The sequence below is a fragment of the Achromobacter veterisilvae genome (genome assembly GCF_900496975.1).
GTDB classification, from domain to species: Bacteria; Pseudomonadota; Gammaproteobacteria; order Burkholderiales; family Burkholderiaceae_B; genus Achromobacter; species Achromobacter veterisilvae.
The window spans coordinates 1-15,607 of the sequence record NZ_UFQC01000016.1; the positions used below are offsets into that span (position 1 = coordinate 1).

The 15,607-nt window shown below is 66.3% G+C and carries 15 protein-coding genes and 1 pseudogene; 7 read left to right on the top strand and 9 right to left on the bottom strand.

The window, feature by feature from the left end; all coding sequences use genetic code 11:
- Positions 1 to 70 precede the first annotated feature (70 nt).
- The 7 genes and pseudogenes from AVE30378_RS16110 to fdxA all read right to left on the bottom strand — a co-directional run.
- Positions 71 to 181, bottom strand: a pseudogene (locus tag AVE30378_RS16110) (ABC transporter ATP-binding protein); the annotation flags it as partial.
- Entirely contained in the window at positions 178 to 951 is a 774-nt protein-coding gene (locus AVE30378_RS16115; protein WP_129241885.1) for an ABC transporter ATP-binding protein, read from the bottom strand. The pseudogene AVE30378_RS16110 and the gene AVE30378_RS16115, both read right to left, overlap by 4 nt.
- A 351-nt stretch (positions 952 to 1,302) precedes the next feature.
- Positions 1,303 to 1,938 carry an endonuclease III gene (gene nth, locus AVE30378_RS16120; RefSeq protein ID WP_129241886.1) on the bottom strand — a complete coding sequence of 212 codons (636 nt, stop codon included), beginning with the start codon at positions 1,936 to 1,938 and terminating at the stop codon, positions 1,303 to 1,305.
- Positions 1,935 to 2,576 carry an electron transport complex subunit RsxB gene (gene rsxB / locus AVE30378_RS16125; protein ID WP_129241887.1) on the bottom strand — a complete coding sequence of 214 codons (642 nt, stop codon included), beginning with the start codon at positions 2,574 to 2,576 and terminating at the stop codon, positions 1,935 to 1,937. Before rsxB ends, nth begins: the two co-directional genes overlap by 4 nt.
- Before the next feature lie 199 nt (positions 2,577 to 2,775).
- Positions 2,776 to 4,002, bottom strand: coding sequence for a polyhydroxyalkanoate depolymerase (locus tag AVE30378_RS16130; RefSeq protein WP_129241888.1), 1,227 nt, complete (start codon positions 4,000 to 4,002; stop codon positions 2,776 to 2,778).
- Between the two features lie 212 nt (positions 4,003 to 4,214).
- Complete coding sequence (locus AVE30378_RS16135; RefSeq protein ID WP_129241889.1) at positions 4,215 to 5,015, bottom strand: ferredoxin--NADP reductase; 801 nt, start codon at positions 5,013 to 5,015, stop codon at positions 4,215 to 4,217.
- Positions 5,016 to 5,064: 49 nt separating this feature from the next.
- The gene (fdxA, locus tag AVE30378_RS16140; protein WP_006389264.1) at positions 5,065 to 5,388 is read right to left on the bottom strand and encodes a ferredoxin FdxA; all 324 of its coding nucleotides are present in this window, start codon (positions 5,386 to 5,388) and stop codon (positions 5,065 to 5,067) included.
- A gap of 156 nt (positions 5,389 to 5,544) precedes the next feature.
- Between fdxA and pncB the strand changes: the two genes are divergently transcribed.
- A complete protein-coding gene (pncB, locus tag AVE30378_RS16145; protein ID WP_165360205.1) occupies positions 5,545 to 6,720 on the top strand; it encodes a nicotinate phosphoribosyltransferase in 1,176 nt (391 codons plus the stop codon).
- 72 nt (positions 6,721 to 6,792) lie between these two features.
- A complete protein-coding gene (locus tag AVE30378_RS16150; RefSeq protein WP_062679502.1) occupies positions 6,793 to 7,143 on the top strand; it encodes a RidA family protein in 351 nt (116 codons plus the stop codon).
- A 173-nt stretch (positions 7,144 to 7,316) separates the two neighbouring features.
- Here AVE30378_RS16150 and AVE30378_RS16155 read toward each other — a convergent pair whose 3' ends face one another.
- Both AVE30378_RS16155 and AVE30378_RS16160 read right to left on the bottom strand, forming a co-directional pair.
- On the bottom strand, positions 7,317 to 7,823 hold the full coding sequence (locus tag AVE30378_RS16155) for a flavodoxin family protein (RefSeq protein WP_129241891.1): 507 nt from the start codon (positions 7,821 to 7,823) through the stop codon (positions 7,317 to 7,319).
- Positions 7,820 to 8,653, bottom strand: coding sequence for a M90 family metallopeptidase (locus tag AVE30378_RS16160; RefSeq protein WP_129241892.1), 834 nt, complete (start codon positions 8,651 to 8,653; stop codon positions 7,820 to 7,822). The genes AVE30378_RS16155 and AVE30378_RS16160 overlap by 4 nt, the downstream gene beginning before the upstream one ends.
- A gap of 104 nt (positions 8,654 to 8,757) precedes the next feature.
- Here AVE30378_RS16160 and AVE30378_RS16165 point away from each other — a divergent pair, with 104 nt between their 5' ends.
- The 5 genes from AVE30378_RS16165 to accD all read left to right on the top strand — a co-directional run bounded on the left by AVE30378_RS16165 (position 8,758) and on the right by accD (position 15,530).
- Positions 8,758 to 11,022 (top strand): RelA/SpoT family protein, encoded by a 2,265-nt coding sequence (locus AVE30378_RS16165; protein ID WP_129241893.1) that lies wholly within the window; start codon positions 8,758 to 8,760, stop codon positions 11,020 to 11,022.
- A 236-nt stretch (positions 11,023 to 11,258) separates the two neighbouring features.
- Positions 11,259 to 12,410, top strand: coding sequence for an acetylornithine deacetylase (argE, locus tag AVE30378_RS16175; protein ID WP_129241894.1), 1,152 nt, complete (start codon positions 11,259 to 11,261; stop codon positions 12,408 to 12,410).
- 136 nt (positions 12,411 to 12,546) lie between these two features.
- Entirely contained in the window at positions 12,547 to 13,746 is a 1,200-nt protein-coding gene (gene trpB / locus AVE30378_RS16180; protein WP_129241895.1) for a tryptophan synthase subunit beta, read from the top strand.
- 9 nt (positions 13,747 to 13,755) lie between these two features.
- Positions 13,756 to 14,619 (top strand): tryptophan synthase subunit alpha, encoded by an 864-nt coding sequence (gene trpA / locus AVE30378_RS16185; protein WP_129241896.1) that lies wholly within the window; start codon positions 13,756 to 13,758, stop codon positions 14,617 to 14,619.
- A 35-nt stretch (positions 14,620 to 14,654) separates the two neighbouring features.
- Positions 14,655 to 15,530, top strand: coding sequence for an acetyl-CoA carboxylase, carboxyltransferase subunit beta (gene accD, locus AVE30378_RS16190; protein WP_129241897.1), 876 nt, complete (start codon positions 14,655 to 14,657; stop codon positions 15,528 to 15,530).
- Positions 15,531 to 15,607 lie beyond the last annotated feature (77 nt).

The window sequence follows — 15,607 nt, forward strand, 5'->3', positions numbered from 1 at the left end:
ATTGACCATGATCGCAAGGTCGCATAATCTATGCCGCACCCGCCGTCCCAACCTTCAACTGTCTGTGGGACATTGCCGTGACCACTTCGCCTTGCCCCACGCGCATGTCCACGCCATGCAGGATATGCGATTCCCCGTACCAGGCCTGCAGGCCCGAAATTTCCAGTGCCGGGGTGCTCATGCGTGCGCTCCTTGAAGTTCGCCCTCGGTGGTGCCCATGTAGGCCTGCATCACTGCCGGATGGCGGGAGACTTCGGCGTAGGATCCTTCGGCCAGCACGGAACCGCGAGCCAGCACGGTGATGGTGTCGGCGATGGAGGACACGACATTCATGTTGTGTTCCACCATGAGGATGGTCCGTCCGGCGCTGACCCGCTTGATCAACTGCGTGACGCGGTCCACGTCTTCGTGGCCCATGCCCTGGGTGGGTTCGTCCAGCAGCATCAGTTCGGGCTCCATCGCCAGCGTGGTGGCGATTTCGAGCGCGCGCTTGCGGCCGTACGGCAGGTTGACGGTGGTTTCATTGGCGAACGCGCCCAGGTCCACCTGGTCGAGCAGGGCCCGCGCGGGCTCGTTCAACGAGGCTAGCTGCCTGTCGCTTTTCCAGAAGTGGAACGACAGGCCGGTCTTGCGCTGCAGGCCGATGCGCACGTTCTCCAGCACGGTCAGGTGGGGAAACACCGCCGAGATCTGGAATGAACGGATGATGCCGCGCCGCGCGATCTGCGAGGGCCGTTCGCCGGTGATGTCGACACCGTTGAACTTTATGCTTCCCGAAGTGGGAGAGAGAAACTTGGTGAGCAGGTTGAAGCATGTGGTCTTGCCGGCGCCGTTAGGCCCGATCAAGGCATGAATCTCGCCCCGCTTGATACGCAAATCGACCCCATTGACCGCGACGAAACCGCGGAATTCCTTCGTGAGGCCTTTTGTCTCCAGGATCGTGTCGTCCATATTCGCTGCACCAGCGTTGTATTTATTGGTCTGCACCTGCCGTGATTGCGGCAGGTCCCCGCGGGGTCGGAAAGACTGCGAAGTGCCGCAGTTTTACGATGAGTTGCCGGCGAGTATGCGCACCTATTTATCAAAATTCCATGAGGGTTTGTCATAGGTTTTGCAGTGCGGAAAGGGGAATTGTCGGCAGGCCGACAATGCTTGCACCTTAAGGGGAGAAAACGTTTCCAGAATGGAAATGCATCGCAGCAAATACGCGTTGACCGACATCAATGCGTCACATTTTCCCGGGCGAGGGAAAACCCGGTTTTCCCTTTCCCGCTGCGGCGGATGCGCCCCGGCGCGCGCCGTTCAGGCGGGCGTTTTCTGCTTGAATTCGCAGAGATCGGAAATGCCGCACTGGGGGCATTTGGGCTTGCGCGCCACGCAGACGTAGCGGCCCAGCAGGATCAGCCAATGGTGCGCGTCCTGCATGTATTCGGCGGGCACGAATTTCTCGAGCTTCCGTTCGACTTCCAGCACGTTCTTGCCGGGGGCGATGCCGGTGCGGTTGGACACGCGGAAGATGTGCGTGTCCACGGCCATCGTGGGCTGGCCGAAGGCGGTGTTGAGCACCACGTTGGCGGTCTTGCGGCCCACGCCGGGCAGGGCTTCCAGCGCCTCGCGGGTCTGCGGCACTTCGCCGCCGTGCTGTTCGATCAGGATCCTGCACGTGGCGATGGTGTTCTTCGCCTTGGTGCGGTAGAGCCCGATGGTCTTGATGTAGTCCGCCAGCCCTTCCTCTCCCAGCGCCAGCAGGCCTTGCGGCGTGCCATGCGCGGGGAAGAACTTGCGCGTGGCGATGTTGACCGATTTGTCGGTGGCCTGCGCCGACAGCAGCACGGCGATCAGCAACTGGAACGGCGTGTCGTATTCCAGTTCGGTCGTGGGATGGGGATTGGCCGCTTGCAGGCGGGCGAAGATTTCTCGGCGTTTGGCGGCGTTCATTGTTTCGTCGCGTTGCGGCGGGCCCGGGCGCGGGCCAGCGCGGATTCGATGGCGGAGCGCTTGCGCTCCTCGTTGCCGGCGTCGTCGGCGGGCGCGGGGGCGCTGGGCGCCGCTGGCGCCTCGGGGGCCATCAGGCGCGCGTTGTCGGCGGCCAGGCGTTCCGCCCGCGCCAGGTGGCTGCGATGGCGCTGGCGGCTGATCGCGGCGTCCTGCTCGCTCCAGCCGCGTCCCGCGGGGACCATTTCGATACAGTCCACCGGACAGGGGGCCACGCACAGGTCGCAGCCGGTGCACCAGTCGTCCAGCACGGTATGCATGTGCTTGTTGGCGCCCACGATGGCGTCCACCGGACAGGCCTGGATGCACAGCGTACAGCCGATGCAGTGGGATTCGTCGATGCGGGCGACCAGCAGCGGGCCGGGTTCGCCGCGGGCCGTGTCCAGCGGCAGGACAGGGGTGCCGAGCAGGGCGGACAGCGCGGCGATGCCTTCGTCGCCGCCGGGCGGACAGCGATTGATCGGGGCGGCGCCGCCGGCGATGGCGTCGGCGTAGGGCCGGCAGCCGTCGTATCCGCACTTGGTGCATTGCGTCTGGGGAAGCAAGGCATCGATGCGGTCGGCTAGAGAGCGACAGGACATGATAGGAAAACAGAAAGCCGTAGGATGGGTGGAGCGCGAGAGTTCTTAAGCAAGAACACGAACGCCCAACGCGCGTAACCCATGCTGCCGCAATAGACTGTTTTCCGGCCGGAGCCGGGTACAGTCTGCCCACGGCCGCATGGGTTACGCGCGCTGGATACCTGAGTCCTTGCTTAAGAACTCTCGCGCTTTACCCATCCTACGCAGATTGCCGGATGAATTCGGCAATTTTAGGACAGATCATTTCGCGCCAGCGGCGGCCCGAGAAAATCCCGTAGTGGCCGCAGTCGGGCGCGGTGTAGTGCATCTTGCGATCGGCCGGGATGTTCCTGCACAGCTTGATGGCGGCGCGCGTCTGGCCCTGGCCGGAGATGTCGTCCAGTTCGCCCTCGATCGTGAAGAGGGCGACCTTCTTGATGTCCGCGGGGCGCACGGGCTTGCCGTCCACTTCCCAGGTGCCGTTGGGCAACTGGAAGTCCTGGAACACCATGCGGATCGTGTCCAGGTAGAACTCGGCCGGCATGTCCAGCACGGCGTTGTATTCGTCGTAGAAGCGGCGGTGCGCCTCGGCGTCGCTGTCGTCGCCGCGCAGCAGGTCCAGGTAGAAGTCGTAGTGCGACTTCATGTGGCGGTCCGGGTTCATGGCCATGAAGCCCGCGTGCTGCAGGAAGCCCGGGTAGACCTTGCGGCCCGACCCCGGATAGCGCGGCGGCACCGGATGGATGACCTGGTTCTCGAACCACGAATAGGGCTTGGTCGTGGCCAGGCGGTTCACCTGCGTGGGCGACTGGCGCGGGTCGATGGGGCCGCCCATCATCACCATGCTGCGCGGCTGGCACGGATCGTCGGCGGAGGCCATCAGGGATACGGCGGCCAGCACCGGCACCGTGGGCTGGCAGACGGAAATGACGTGCACGTCCGGGCCCAGGTGGCGGATGAAGTCCTGCACGTAGCGCACGTAGTCGTTCAGGTGGAACGGGCCGGCCGACAGCGGCACCATGCGGGCGTCGATCCAGTCCGTGACGTAGACGTCATGGGCGGGCAGCAGGGCGCGCACCGTGTCGCGCAGCAGGGTCGCGTGATGGCCGGACAGCGGCGCGACCAGCAGGACCTTGGGGTCGTCGCGGTGGGCGTGGCGGACGTCGCGGTGGAAGTGGATCAGGCGGCAGAACGGCTTGTCCAGCACCAGGCCTTCGGTAACGCGGACGGATTTGCCGTCGATCTGGGTGGTGGGCAGGTTCCAGGCCGGCTTCTGGTATTCCTTGCCGATACGCGTCATCAGCTCGTACCCGGCCGCCATCTGGCGGGAAATCGGGGTATAGGCGAGAGGGCTGTAGGGGCTGGAAAACAGTTGGGAGCCGGCGTCCGTAAATGCAGCGAACGGAGTCAGGAAGGCGCGCTGCATTTCGTGCAATTGATACAGCATTTGGGAAAATCCTTCTGGGTCGTGCGTGTGCCCCGATTATTGCTCCGGGGACTAACGATATTTCGAAACAGCCTGAAGAAACGCCGTCAAAAAAAGCAAATATGTTGCTAAAAAACGACCCGATATCCGTTAGGCACCAGTTTAGGGCGCTTCTTATGCCCCAAGGCAATACCCAAATGGGGGATTTATGCACTACGCCGGACGGCGTGGCGTCACCAGTAGTTTTCGACCGCCAGGTTGCCGGGGATGCCGCGGCGGCCCGGCTTGAAGCCGCGCTCGCCCAGCAGCTTGCGGGCGTCCGCCAGCATGCCGGGATTGCCGCAGAGCATGACCTTGGCATGCTCGGGATCCAGGGGCTGGCCGGCCAGTTGCTCCAGGCGGCCGTCGGCGATCAGCGTGGTGAGGCGTTCCTGCGGCATGCCGGGCAGGGGCTCGCGCGTGGCGATGGGCAGATAGACGAGTTTTTGCGGATCCGCCGCGAACAGCTCGGCCAGGCCGGGCTGCTCGCGCCAGGATTCGATCTCTTCGCGATAGGCCAGCTCCGCGGCGGTGCGCACGCCGTGCACCAGGACGATGCGGCGGTAGGCGCGCCAGACGGCGGGGTCGCGCAGGATGGACAGATAGGCCGACAGCCCGGTGCCGGACGCCAGCAGCCACAGGTCTCCCCCCGGCGCGAAGCGCTCCAGGGTCAGGAATCCGTAGGGGGCCTTTTCGACGTACAGCGAGTCGCCGGGCTGCAGCCGGGCCATGCGCGGGCTGAACAGTCCCTCGGGGACCACGATGGAATAGAACTCCAGCCAGGGCTCGTGCGGCGCCGAAACCATGGAGTAGGCGCGCCACAGCGTGGGGGCGCCGTCGGGGGCGCCGGCTTCCGGCAGACCGACACGCGCGAACTGGCCCGGCAGGAAGGTGTACGCGTCGTCGCGCGTCACGCGCACGGAGAACAGCTTGTCTGGCACCCAGGTGTGGACGTGGGTTACGGTCTGGCGCGTGTATTTGGAGTCGTCGGTCATCGGGGCATCGCGCGATGCCGGCCGCCACGCGGGGGCCGGCGTTCGCGGATTATTTTTCCAGGTATTGCAGCTTGTCCTGCTTGCCGTTCCACTCGTCGGCGTCGGGCAGGGGCTTCTTGGCGCGGCTGATGCTGGCGAACTCGGGCGAGAGTTCCGCGTTCAGGGCGATGAAATTCAGTTGGTCCTGCGGCACGTCTTCTTCGGCGTAGATCGCGTTGGCCGGGCATTCCGGAATGCAGACGGCGCAATCGATGCATTCGTCGGGATCGATCACGAGGAAGTTCGGACCCTCACGAAAACAGTCCACCGGGCACACGTCTACGCAATCGGTGTACTTGCATTTAATACAGTTTTCGGTGACAACGTGGGTCATTCAGGAACTCCGGGATCGGCGGCTTTTGTGTCTTGTTGCGCCGATTTTACCCAATGCCGCGCGGATGTGCCGGCAATACCCGTATTGACATAGTGGCCCTTCGGCGCTTGCGGCGCGCGCGCTATGCTATGGTGTCGCGAAACGAAACGCGCAATCATGATAATTACCTCGCTGCTCGACACCGACCTGTATAAATTCAGCATGATGCAGGTGGTTCTGCACCAGTTTCCCGCTGCCCAGGTCGAGTACCGTTACAAATGCCGTACTCCCGGGGTCGACCTGCGTCCCTATCTGGACGAAATCCGCGAGGAAGTGCACCAGCTATGCCAATTGCGCTTCACCGAAGACGAACTTAAATATCTCGGCGGCTTGCGTTTTATCAAAAGCGACTTCGTCGATTTCCTCGAACTGTTCCACATGCCCGAGCGATGCATCCATATCGGCGAGGGCGAGGGACCCGGTGAAATCAGCATCGAGGTCAAGGGGCCGTGGCTGCACACGATCCTCTTCGAAATCCCGGTGCTGGCCATCGTCAACGAAGTCTATTTCCGCAATACGCGCAAGAGCCCCGACTGGGAAGAGGGCCGCAAGCGCCTGCAGTCCAAGATGCACCTGGTGCTGGACGATCCCGCGCTGGCGGATTTCCGCGTGGCCGAATACGGCACGCGCCGCCGCTTCTCCAAGGTCTGGCACGAGGAAATCGTGTCCACCATGAAGGCGCAGATGGGCCCGCATTTCGCCGGCACCAGCAACGTGCTGTTCGCCAAGCAGCACGAGGTCCTGCCGCTGGGCACGATGGGCCACGAATACCTGCAGGCCTGCCAGGCGCTGGGTCCGCGCCTGCGCGATTCGCAGGTGTTCGCGCTGGAAGTGTGGGCCAAGGAATACCGCGGCGACCTGGGCATCGCGCTGTCCGACGTCTACGGCATGGACGCCTTCCTGCGCGACTTCGACATGTATTTCTGCAAGCTGTTCGACGGCGCGCGGCACGACTCCGGCGACCCGTTCGTCTGGGGCGAGCGCCTGCTCGAGCACTATCGCAAGAACCGCGTGGATCCGCGCGCCAAGACGCTGGTGTTCTCGGATTCGCTGACCTTTCCGCGCGCCATCGAACTGGCCCGCCAGTTCTCCGGCCGCTGCAAAGTGTCGTTCGGCATCGGCACCAACCTGACCAACGACCTGGGCCACGAGCCCTTGCAGATCGTCATGAAGATGGTCCGCTGCAACGGCCAGCCCGTCGCCAAGGTGTCGGATGCGCCGGAAAAGACCATGTGCGACGATCCGGCCTACCTGGCCTACCTGCGCCAGGTCTTCCAGTTGCCTCCCGCCTGACGGCGGCTCGGGGTAAATTGCGGGTTTCCTTGCGTTGTTTCACCCAACCCACTCGATCCTAGGGGAATATTCATGAGCAGCATCAAGCGCTTCCACGTCGACAAGCGCCTGTCGGACATGGCCGTGTACAACGGCGTCGCGTACCTGGCGGGCCAGGTGCCGGACGATGCCACACTGGACATCACCGGCCAGACCGAGCAAGTGCTCGCGACGATCGACCGCCTGCTGGCCGAAGCCGGCACGGACAAGACCAAGATCCTGATGGCCCAGATCTACGTGGCCAACATGAAGGAATTCGACGGCATGAACAAGGCGTGGGACGCCTGGGTCGCGGCCGGCAATTCGCCTCCGCGCGCCACGGTCGAGGCCCGGCTTGCGAATCCGGATTACAAGGTGGAGATCGTCGTTACGGCGGCGGTCTAAAACCCTTTGGGTGTCTGGCATTCATTCGATGGGTGTCAGACACCCATGAGATGGCGGTGCATGGCGGAGTCCGCCTCCTCGGGTGTCTGACACCTGCCGATCGCTTGACGGCCAAGACGGTATCTGCCGCGCCGCGCCTGCCGCCCCGCCTGTCGCGGCCGACTCTCCGCCCGCTACCCCAGCAGCAGCGTCCCGGCCAGCAATCCCCCCAATTCCTCGCATTTCGCAAGGTCCGCCTGCGCCACGGTTTTGGGCGCCAGGATCTGCCGCGCCGTCTGCGCGCCCATGTTGACGATGAGCGCGGGCGCCACCGCCTTCAGCCGCCATCCAGTGCAGATGCGTTCCGCCTGCCGCGCCGCGCCCGCGCCGTCGCTGCCCGCGCTGATCGCGCAGGCATAGGGCAGCCCCTGTATCCGGTCCAGCACCGCGTAGTAGTTGCGGTCGAAGAATTCCTTCATTTCCCCGCTCAGCCCCGCCAGGTTCTCGGGGGCGCAGAACAGATAGCCCTGGCTGGCGAGCAGTTCGCCGGCCTCGGCGTCCGCGGCGCGCCGCAGCACGACGCGCAAATCGGCATCCTGTTCGAGCTGCGCGGCGGCGGACCGCGCGCCGCGGGCCGCGGCCTCGGCCATTTGCCGCGCGGCGCCGGTGCGGGAATGCCAGACGATCAGCAGTTGTTTCATGCGTGGCGTTCCAGGGGATCCTGCCGGTAGTAGGCCTTCAGCAGTTCATACCATTGCGGCAGGGCCTGCTGCATGGGGTAGGGGTCCACGAAGAAGTGTTCCGAGCTGACCGCGAAGAATTCGGCTTCGTCGGTGGCGGCGTACGGGTCCATCGGCAACTGGCCGTACCAGGCGTCCGCCTCCTCGCTGTCGGGATCGACGTCCGGCGGGATGGCCGCCTCCACCGCGTCGAGGGCGGCGATGAAGCGGTCCATGCTGTCGTCCAGGACGCGGCGCCAGGTCCGGGGCGTCAAGTCGGGGTGCGCCGCCAGCGACGGCATCCCGTCGGCGAAGCCGGAGCGCAGGTCCAGCTTGTGGGCGAATTCGTGGATGACCACGTTGAAGCCGCCTTCGGAGAGCTGTGTGTCTTCCCAGGACAGGACCAGCGGCCCGCCGTCCCAGGCCTCGCCGGCGGCGTCCTCGATGTATTCGTGCACCACGCCGTCCTCGTCCTGGCGCGATCGGGGAACGCGGAAGCCGGCCGGATACACGATGATCTCGTCCCAGCCTTCGTACAGTTCGGGTGCCAGATTCAGGATGGGCAGGCTGGCCTGGGCCGCGATCGACAGGCGCATGAAGTCGGATACTTCCAGCCCCTGCGCGCCATTGATGTTCTTGCTGGCCAGCAGCCAGGCCGCGCGCGCCAGCAACTGGGTGGCTTCATCGGCGTTCAGCGCCGCCAGGAACGGGTAGGCGTCCAGCACCTGCCGCCACAGTCCGGGCGAGATGCGGGACTGCATTTCGGCCACCGCGGACGGGCGGGCGCCGCGCCCCTTCAGCCAGCGCAACATAAGCTCGGGTTCCTTCCATATGCCGCGGATGGCGGCGTCTTTTGGGGTTGATACACGCTAGTGTAGAGTGTCGGCATATCAACCAATAACGCTTTCCGCCCGTCATGCCCGCCCCGCCTGTACTCGACGCGCCTTCGCCCTTCGACGCCGCCTGGCGCGAGGAGGTGGGGGCTGGCCTGGATCCCGACGGACTGGCGTTGATCGACCGGGCCGTCGCCTGGGCCGAGCCCCGCTTCGAAGGGCAGCACGCGCTGACGGGCGAGCCCCTGGCCGGACACGGCGCGGGCGTGGTCCGCGTGCTGGCGGGCCTGCACACCGACGCCGCGACGCGGGCGGCCGCCTTGCTGGCCGCCTTGCCGACCGACCTGATGGCGCCCGCGCCGTCCTTGCGCAGCGACCCGGTCGCGGCCGCGTTCGGCGCCGAGATCGCGCGGCTGGTGCAGGGCACGCGGGCCCTGCTGCGGCTGGGCGTGGTGGCCCGGCAGGCCAGCGACGCCGAAGCCGAAAGCGGTTCCCAGAAGGAAATGCAGCGCAAGATGCTGCTGGCCATGGCGGCCGACCTGCGCATCGTGCTGATGCGGCTGGCGTCCCGGCTGCGCAGCCTGCGCTGGCACGCGGAAAGCAAGGCGCCGTGCTCCACCGCCTTCGCCCGGGAAACCCTGGACCTGTACGCGCCCCTGGCCAACCGCCTGGGGATCTGGCAGATCAAGTGGGAAATGGAAGACCTGGCGTTCCGTTTCCTGGAGCCGGAAAAGTACAAGCAGATCGCCCGCCTGCTGGAAGAAAAGCGGGCCGAGCGCGAGGCCTTCATCGCCAGCGCCATCGAGCGCCTGCAGGCGGCGCTGGCCCGAAGCGGAATCGAGGCCGAGGTCAGCGGCCGGCCCAAGCACATCTACAGCATCTGGAACAAGATGCGCGTGAAGGGCCTGGATTTTTCCCAGATGTACGACCTGCGCGCGCTGCGGATCATCGTGGACGACGTGCGCGCCTGCTATACGGCGCTGGGCATGGTGCACGAGATGTGGACGCCGATCTCCGAGGAGTTCGACGACTATATTTCCCGGCCCAAGCCCAACGGCTACCGTTCGCTGCACACGGTCGTGACCGACGACGACGGCCGCCCGTTCGAAGTGCAGATCCGCACCCGCGAGATGCACCAGTTCGCCGAATACGGCATGGCCGCGCATTGGCGCTACAAAGAGGCGGGGTCCAAGGGCGGCCAGGTGGCGGCCTCCAGCGAATACGACCGCCAACTGGCGTGGATGCGCCAGTTGCTGGCCTGGAACACCGAGGTCGAGGGCGGCGGCGAACCCGCCGGGCCGGCCCCCGGCAAGCCCGCCGGCAAGGGCCGCAACGCGGCGGCGGCGCCGGCGCACACCGACGAACGCATCTACGTGCTGACGCCCCAGGCGCGCGTGATCGAGCTGCCCGCGGGCGCCACGCCGGTCGACTTCGCCTATCACTTGCATACCGACCTGGGCCACCGCTGCCGCGGCGCCCGCGTCGACGGCCAGATGGTGCCGCTGCAGACGCGGCTGTCCACCGGCCAGACCGTGGAGATCATTTCCGCCAAGTCGGGCGGCCCGTCGCGCGACTGGCTCAATCCCCAGTTGGGATTCCTGGCCAGCCCCCGGGCCCGCGCCAAGGTGCGCATGTGGTTCAACGCGATCGAACTGCAGCAGCGCATCACCCAGGGCCAGGCGCTGGTGGAAAAGGAATTGCAGCGCCTGGGCAAGACCGCCGTCAATCTCGAACAGTTGGCGCAGAACCTGGGCTTTGCCCGCGCCGACGACCTGTACGTGGCGGCGGCCAAGGAAGAATTCAGCCTGCGGCAGATCGACACGCTGTTCCAGCAGCCGGCGCCCGCCGCCGAGCCGCAGCCGGCCGCGCTGCGCAGCGCCAGCGCGGGCAGCGCCGAAAAAAGCGGCAAGAGCGGCGTGCTGGTGGTGGGGGTGGGGTCGCTGCTGACCCAACTGGCGCGCTGCTGCCGTCCGGCGCCGCCGGACGCCATCGCGGGCTTCGTCACGCGGGGGCGCGGCGTGTCCATCCACCGCAGCGACTGCCACAGCTATCTGGCCCTGGCCGCGCGCGAGCCCGAGCGCGTCATCGAAGTGGCGTGGGGCGAGACGTCCGACACCTTCTATCCGGTGGATATCAGCGTGCGCGCGCACGACCGTTCCGGCCTGTTGCGCGACCTGTCCGAGGTCTTTGCCCGGCTGCGCCTGAACGTGGTGGGCGTGAACACGCAGAGCCGGCAGTCGCTGGCCCATATGGTGTTCACGGTGGAGGTGCGCGGCGGAGAGTCCCTGTCGCGCGCGCTGGACGCGCTGGCCGAGGTGCAGGGCGTGTCGTCGGCGGTGCGCCGCTGAGCCCCCGCGGCGCGCGAGGCCGCCTGGCGCTCTTCTTCCTTGATCTGCTTGAAGACGTCGGTTTCGTCGACGTTGCGGCGGATATGGATGGCGATCGGCACGATGACCAGGCCGAAGGCGAAGGGCAGGCGCCACGCCCGGTCGGCGATCTGCTGCGGCGTGAAGAACTCGGTGATGAGCGTGCCGCGGGCGGCGCCTGGCTTTACACTGCTCTTTTTCCCCACGAGAGTAGTGACATGAACGCGCGCACCTGGCTGGAAACGCTGGTCGGTTTCGACACCACCAGCCGCAATTCCAATCTTGCCCTGATCGAAACCGTCCGCGATTGGCTCAAGGGCCAGGGCGTCGACGCATGGCTGGCGCACAATCCGGAGCGCACCAAGGCCAACCTGTTCGCCACCCTGCCGGGGCAGGACGGCGGCCTGCAGGGCGGGATCGTCCTGTCGGGCCATACCGACGTGGTGCCCGTGGACGGCCAGGACTGGAGCACGGACCCGTTCAAGCTCATCGAAAAGGACGGCCTGCTCTATGGCCGCGGCAGTTGCGACATGAAGGGCTTCATCGCCGGTTCGCTGGCGATGGTGCCGGAATTCCTGGCCATGCCCCGCAAGAAGCCGATCCACCTGGCGTTCTCCTACGACGAGGAAGTGGGCTGCGCCGGCGCGCCCTACATGCTGGCCGACCTGCACGACCGCGGCATCCGGCCGGAAGGCTGCGTGGTGGGCGAGCCCACCGGCATGCAGGTGGTGGTGGCGCACAAGGGCATCAACCTGTTCCGCTGCAAGGTGCATGGCAAGGCGGCGCATTCGTCCCTGACCCCGCGCGGCTGCAACGCCATCGAATACGCCGCGCGCCTGATCTGCCGCATCCGCGACCTGGCCGACAGCTTCAAGGCCAAGGGTCCGTACGACCAGTTCTACGACGTGCCGTTCTCGACCATGACCACCAACCAGATCCACGGCGGCATCGCGGTCAACACCATTCCGGAATCCTGCGAATTCAGCTACGAATTCCGCAACCTGCCCGGCATGCAGCCCGACGAGATCCAGGCGGAAGTCGAGAAATACGTGCGCGAAGAGCTCCTGCCGCGCATGCAGGCCGAGTTCGAGGGCGCCAGCATCGAGATCGAAACGGGCGCCGCGGCGCCGGCGCTGGAAGCGTCTGAAGAGGCCGCCATCACCCAGTTGGTGCGTGCCCTGACCGAAGACCGCGCGACCCGCAAGGTCGCCTACGGCACCGAGGCCGGCCTGTTCCAGGGCATCGGCATCCCGACGGTCGTCTGCGGCCCGGGCCACATCGAACAGGCCCACAAGCCCGACGAATACGTCGCGCTGGACCAATTGGCGTCCTGCGAGACCTTCCTGCGCCGCCTCGGGCAGTCCCTCTGAGGCCGCCGCGGCCGTTTGCGGAGCGGACGCGCGGCCGCTTCCGCTCCCGGCCGCAGCCGGCGTCAGGTAAAATGCCGGGTTGCAAACCGGATTTGCGGCGGGCAGTGGCCTGCCGCGATGCCGGGGGAGATGCTTGGTGAAACCTTACGACTTTCCGGATGCCAAGGGCCATTTCGGCCCCTATGGTGGCGTTTTCGTGGCGGAAACGCTGATGCACGCGCTCGACGAGCTGCGCGCGGCCTACGACCGATATCGCGTCGACCCCGCCTTCCAGGAAGAGTTCAACTACGAACTCAAGCATTTCGTGGGCCGGCCCAGCCCGGTCTACCACGCCCGCCGCTGGTCTGAACAACTGGGCGGCGCCCAGATCTGGTTCAAGCGCGAAGACCTGAACCACACCGGCGCCCACAAGGTGAACAACTGCATCGGCCAGGCGCTGCTGGCCAAGCGCATGGGCAAGCCCCGCGTCATCGCCGAGACCGGCGCCGGCCAGCACGGCGTGGCCACCGCCACGGTGGCGGCGCGCTACGGCATGGAATGCGTGGTCTACATGGGCAGCGAAGACGTCCGCCGCCAGGCGTCGAACGTCTACCGCATGAAGCTGCTGGGCGCGACGGTCGTGCCCGTCACCTCCGGTTCGCGCACCCTGAAGGACGCGCTGAACGAAGCCATGCGCGACTGGGTCACCAACATCGAGAACACGTTCTACATCATCGGCACGGTGGCGGGTCCCGACCCCTATCCCCGCATGGTGCGCGACTTCCAGACCGTGATCGGCAACGAATGCCTGACGCAGATGCCCGAGGCCGTCGGCCGCCAGCCCGACTACGTCGTGGCGGCGGTGGGCGGCGGCTCCAACGCCATGGGCATCTTCCATCCCTACATTCCGTACGAAAACGTGCGCCTGATCGGCGTCGAGGCGGCCGGCGAGGGCATGGACACCGGGCGCCATGCCGCGTCCCTGGCCGCCGGCCAGGTTGGCGTGCTGCACGGCAACCGCACCTACGTCATGCAGGACGCCGACGGCCAGGTGCAGGAAACGCATTCCGTGTCGGCCGGCCTGGACTATCCCGGGGTCGGCCCGGAACATGCCTGGCTGAAGGACTCCGGCCGCGCCGAGTACGTCGGCATCACGGACGAAGAAGCCCTGAAGGCCTTCCACGACTGCTGCCGCATCGAGGGCATCATGCCCGCGCTCGAGTCCTCGCATGCCATCGCCCAGGCGGTGAAGATGGCGGCCACGCTGCCGCGCGACACCGTCATCCTGGTCAATTTGTCGGGCCGTGGCGACAAAGACATGCATACCGTGGCCGAAAAGGCCGGTATCGAGCTTTAAGGGCCGACCATGGCAACTCGCACCGACCGCATCGCCGCCGCCTTTGCGCGCACCGCCGAATCCGGCCGCGCCGCGGCGCTGATTCCCTATATTGCCGCGGGCGATCCCTCGCCCGAGACCACCGTTCCCCTGATGCATGCGCTGGTCGAGGCCGGCGCCGACGTCATCGAGCTGGGCGTGCCGTTCTCCGACCCCATGGCCGACGGCCCCGTCATCCAGCGGGCCGCCGAACGCGCCATCGCGCAGGGCGTGGGCCTGGCCCGCGTGCTCGAAATGGTGGCCGAGTTCCGCCAGCGCGACACCGCCACGCCGGTGGTGCTGATGGGCTACGCCAACCCGATAGAACGCATGGGCCAGGAGCGGTTCGCGCGCGAGGCCGCACAGGCCGGCGTGGACGGCGTGCTGGTGGTGGACTATCCGCCCGAGGAAGTCGTCGAATTCGCCGCGGCGCTGGGCGGGCAGGGCATTGCCCCCATTTTCCTGCTGGCGCCCACCTCCACCGAGGAACGCATCAAGGCGGTCGCCGAGGTGGCCCGCGGCTACGTGTACTACGTGTCGCTCAAGGGCGTGACGGGCTCGGGCTCGCTGAACACCGATGACGTGGCCGAGCGCGTGGCCCTGATCCGCCGTCACGTGCGCGACATTCCGGTCGGCGTGGGCTTCGGCATCCGCGACGCCGAAAGCGCCCAGCGCGTGGCGCGCGCGGCCGACGCGGTCGTCATCGGCAGCAAACTGATTGAAACCATGGAGCAGGCGGTGGCGGACGTCCCGGCTGCCCGGAAAACCGATGCCGCAGTCGCCGCCGCCAGCGGCTGGCTGCGCACCATCCGGCAGGCGCTGGATCTAGTGAAACGAGAAAACGCGTCGGCCTGAACGGCGGGCGCGACCTCATACGGGATGAAAAAACAATGAGCTGGATCGAAAAACTCCTGCCTCCTCGCATCAATAAAACCAGCGACAGCGGCGCCCGCCGCGTTCCCGAAGGCCTATGGGTGAAATGCCCGTCGTGCGAATCGGTGCTGTACAGCGAAGACCTGGCCGCCAATCTGCATGTGTGCCCCAAGTGCGACCATCACATGCGCATCGGCGCCCGCGCCCGGATCGATTCGCTGCTCGACCTGGAAGGCCGCGTTGAAATCGGCCAGACCACGCGTTCGGTCGACACGCTGAAGTTCAAGGACACACGCAAGTACCCCGAGCGCCTCCAGGAGGCGGTCAAGCAGACGGGTGAAACCGACGCCCTGGTGGTCATGAGCGGCTCGATCCGCGGCGTGCCGGCGACGCTGGCCTGCTTCGAATTCGAATTCATGGGCGGCTCCATGGGGTCGGTGGTGGGCGAACGCTTCGCGCGCGGCGCCCAGGCCGCCCTGGACAACAAGACGCCTTTCATCTGCGTGGCCGCTTCGGGCGGCGCGCGCATGCAGGAAAGCCTGCTGTCGCTGATGCAGATGGCCAAGACGAACGCCATGCTGACCCGCCTGTCGGCCGCCGGCCTGCCTTTCATCAGCGTGCTGACCGATCCCACCATGGGCGGCGTGTCGGCCAGCTTCGCCTTCATGGGCGACGTGGTCATCGCCGAACCGAAGGCGCTGATCGGCTTTGCCGGCCCGCGCGTGATCGAGCAGACCGTGCGCGAAAAGCTGCCGGAAGGCTTCCAGCGCGCCGAGTTCCTGCTGCAGAAGGGCGCGATCGACATGGTCGTGGACCGCCGCCAGTTGCGCGAGGAAATCGCCCGCCTGCTGGCGCTGCTGACCAATCAGCCGGCGGACGTGGTCACGGCCTGACGAAACCGTTGCGGCCACCCCGGTCAACCGCTACTAGGCGGGCCGGGCTGGCGGTGGCAATATGCCGTCGGAGGCCT

What these genes read in the sequence shown, in the direction of transcription:
- AVE30378_RS16115 (WP_129241885.1), bottom strand. Translation starts at nt 951, where the DNA reads ATGGACGACACGATCCTGGAGACAAAAGGCCTCACGAAGGAATTCCGC.
- nth (WP_129241886.1), bottom strand. Translation starts at nt 1,938, where the DNA reads ATGAACGCCGCCAAACGCCGAGAAATCTTCGCCCGCCTGCAAGCGGCC.
- rsxB (WP_129241887.1), bottom strand. Translation starts at nt 2,576, where the DNA reads ATGTCCTGTCGCTCTCTAGCCGACCGCATCGATGCCTTGCTTCCCCAG.
- AVE30378_RS16130 (WP_129241888.1), bottom strand. Translation starts at nt 4,002, where the DNA reads ATGCTGTATCAATTGCACGAAATGCAGCGCGCCTTCCTGACTCCGTTC.
- AVE30378_RS16135 (WP_129241889.1), bottom strand. Translation starts at nt 5,015, where the DNA reads ATGACCGACGACTCCAAATACACGCGCCAGACCGTAACCCACGTCCAC.
- fdxA (WP_006389264.1), bottom strand. Translation starts at nt 5,388, where the DNA reads ATGACCCACGTTGTCACCGAAAACTGTATTAAATGCAAGTACACCGAT.
- pncB (WP_165360205.1), top strand. Translation starts at nt 5,545, where the DNA reads ATGATAATTACCTCGCTGCTCGACACCGACCTGTATAAATTCAGCATG.
- AVE30378_RS16150 (WP_062679502.1), top strand. Translation starts at nt 6,793, where the DNA reads ATGAGCAGCATCAAGCGCTTCCACGTCGACAAGCGCCTGTCGGACATG.
- AVE30378_RS16155 (WP_129241891.1), bottom strand. Translation starts at nt 7,823, where the DNA reads ATGAAACAACTGCTGATCGTCTGGCATTCCCGCACCGGCGCCGCGCGG.
- AVE30378_RS16160 (WP_129241892.1), bottom strand. Translation starts at nt 8,653, where the DNA reads ATGTTGCGCTGGCTGAAGGGGCGCGGCGCCCGCCCGTCCGCGGTGGCC.
- AVE30378_RS16165 (WP_129241893.1), top strand. Translation starts at nt 8,758, where the DNA reads ATGCCCGCCCCGCCTGTACTCGACGCGCCTTCGCCCTTCGACGCCGCC.
- argE (WP_129241894.1), top strand. Translation starts at nt 11,259, where the DNA reads ATGAACGCGCGCACCTGGCTGGAAACGCTGGTCGGTTTCGACACCACC.
- trpA (WP_129241896.1), top strand. Translation starts at nt 13,756, where the DNA reads ATGGCAACTCGCACCGACCGCATCGCCGCCGCCTTTGCGCGCACCGCC.
- accD (WP_129241897.1), top strand. Translation starts at nt 14,655, where the DNA reads ATGAGCTGGATCGAAAAACTCCTGCCTCCTCGCATCAATAAAACCAGC.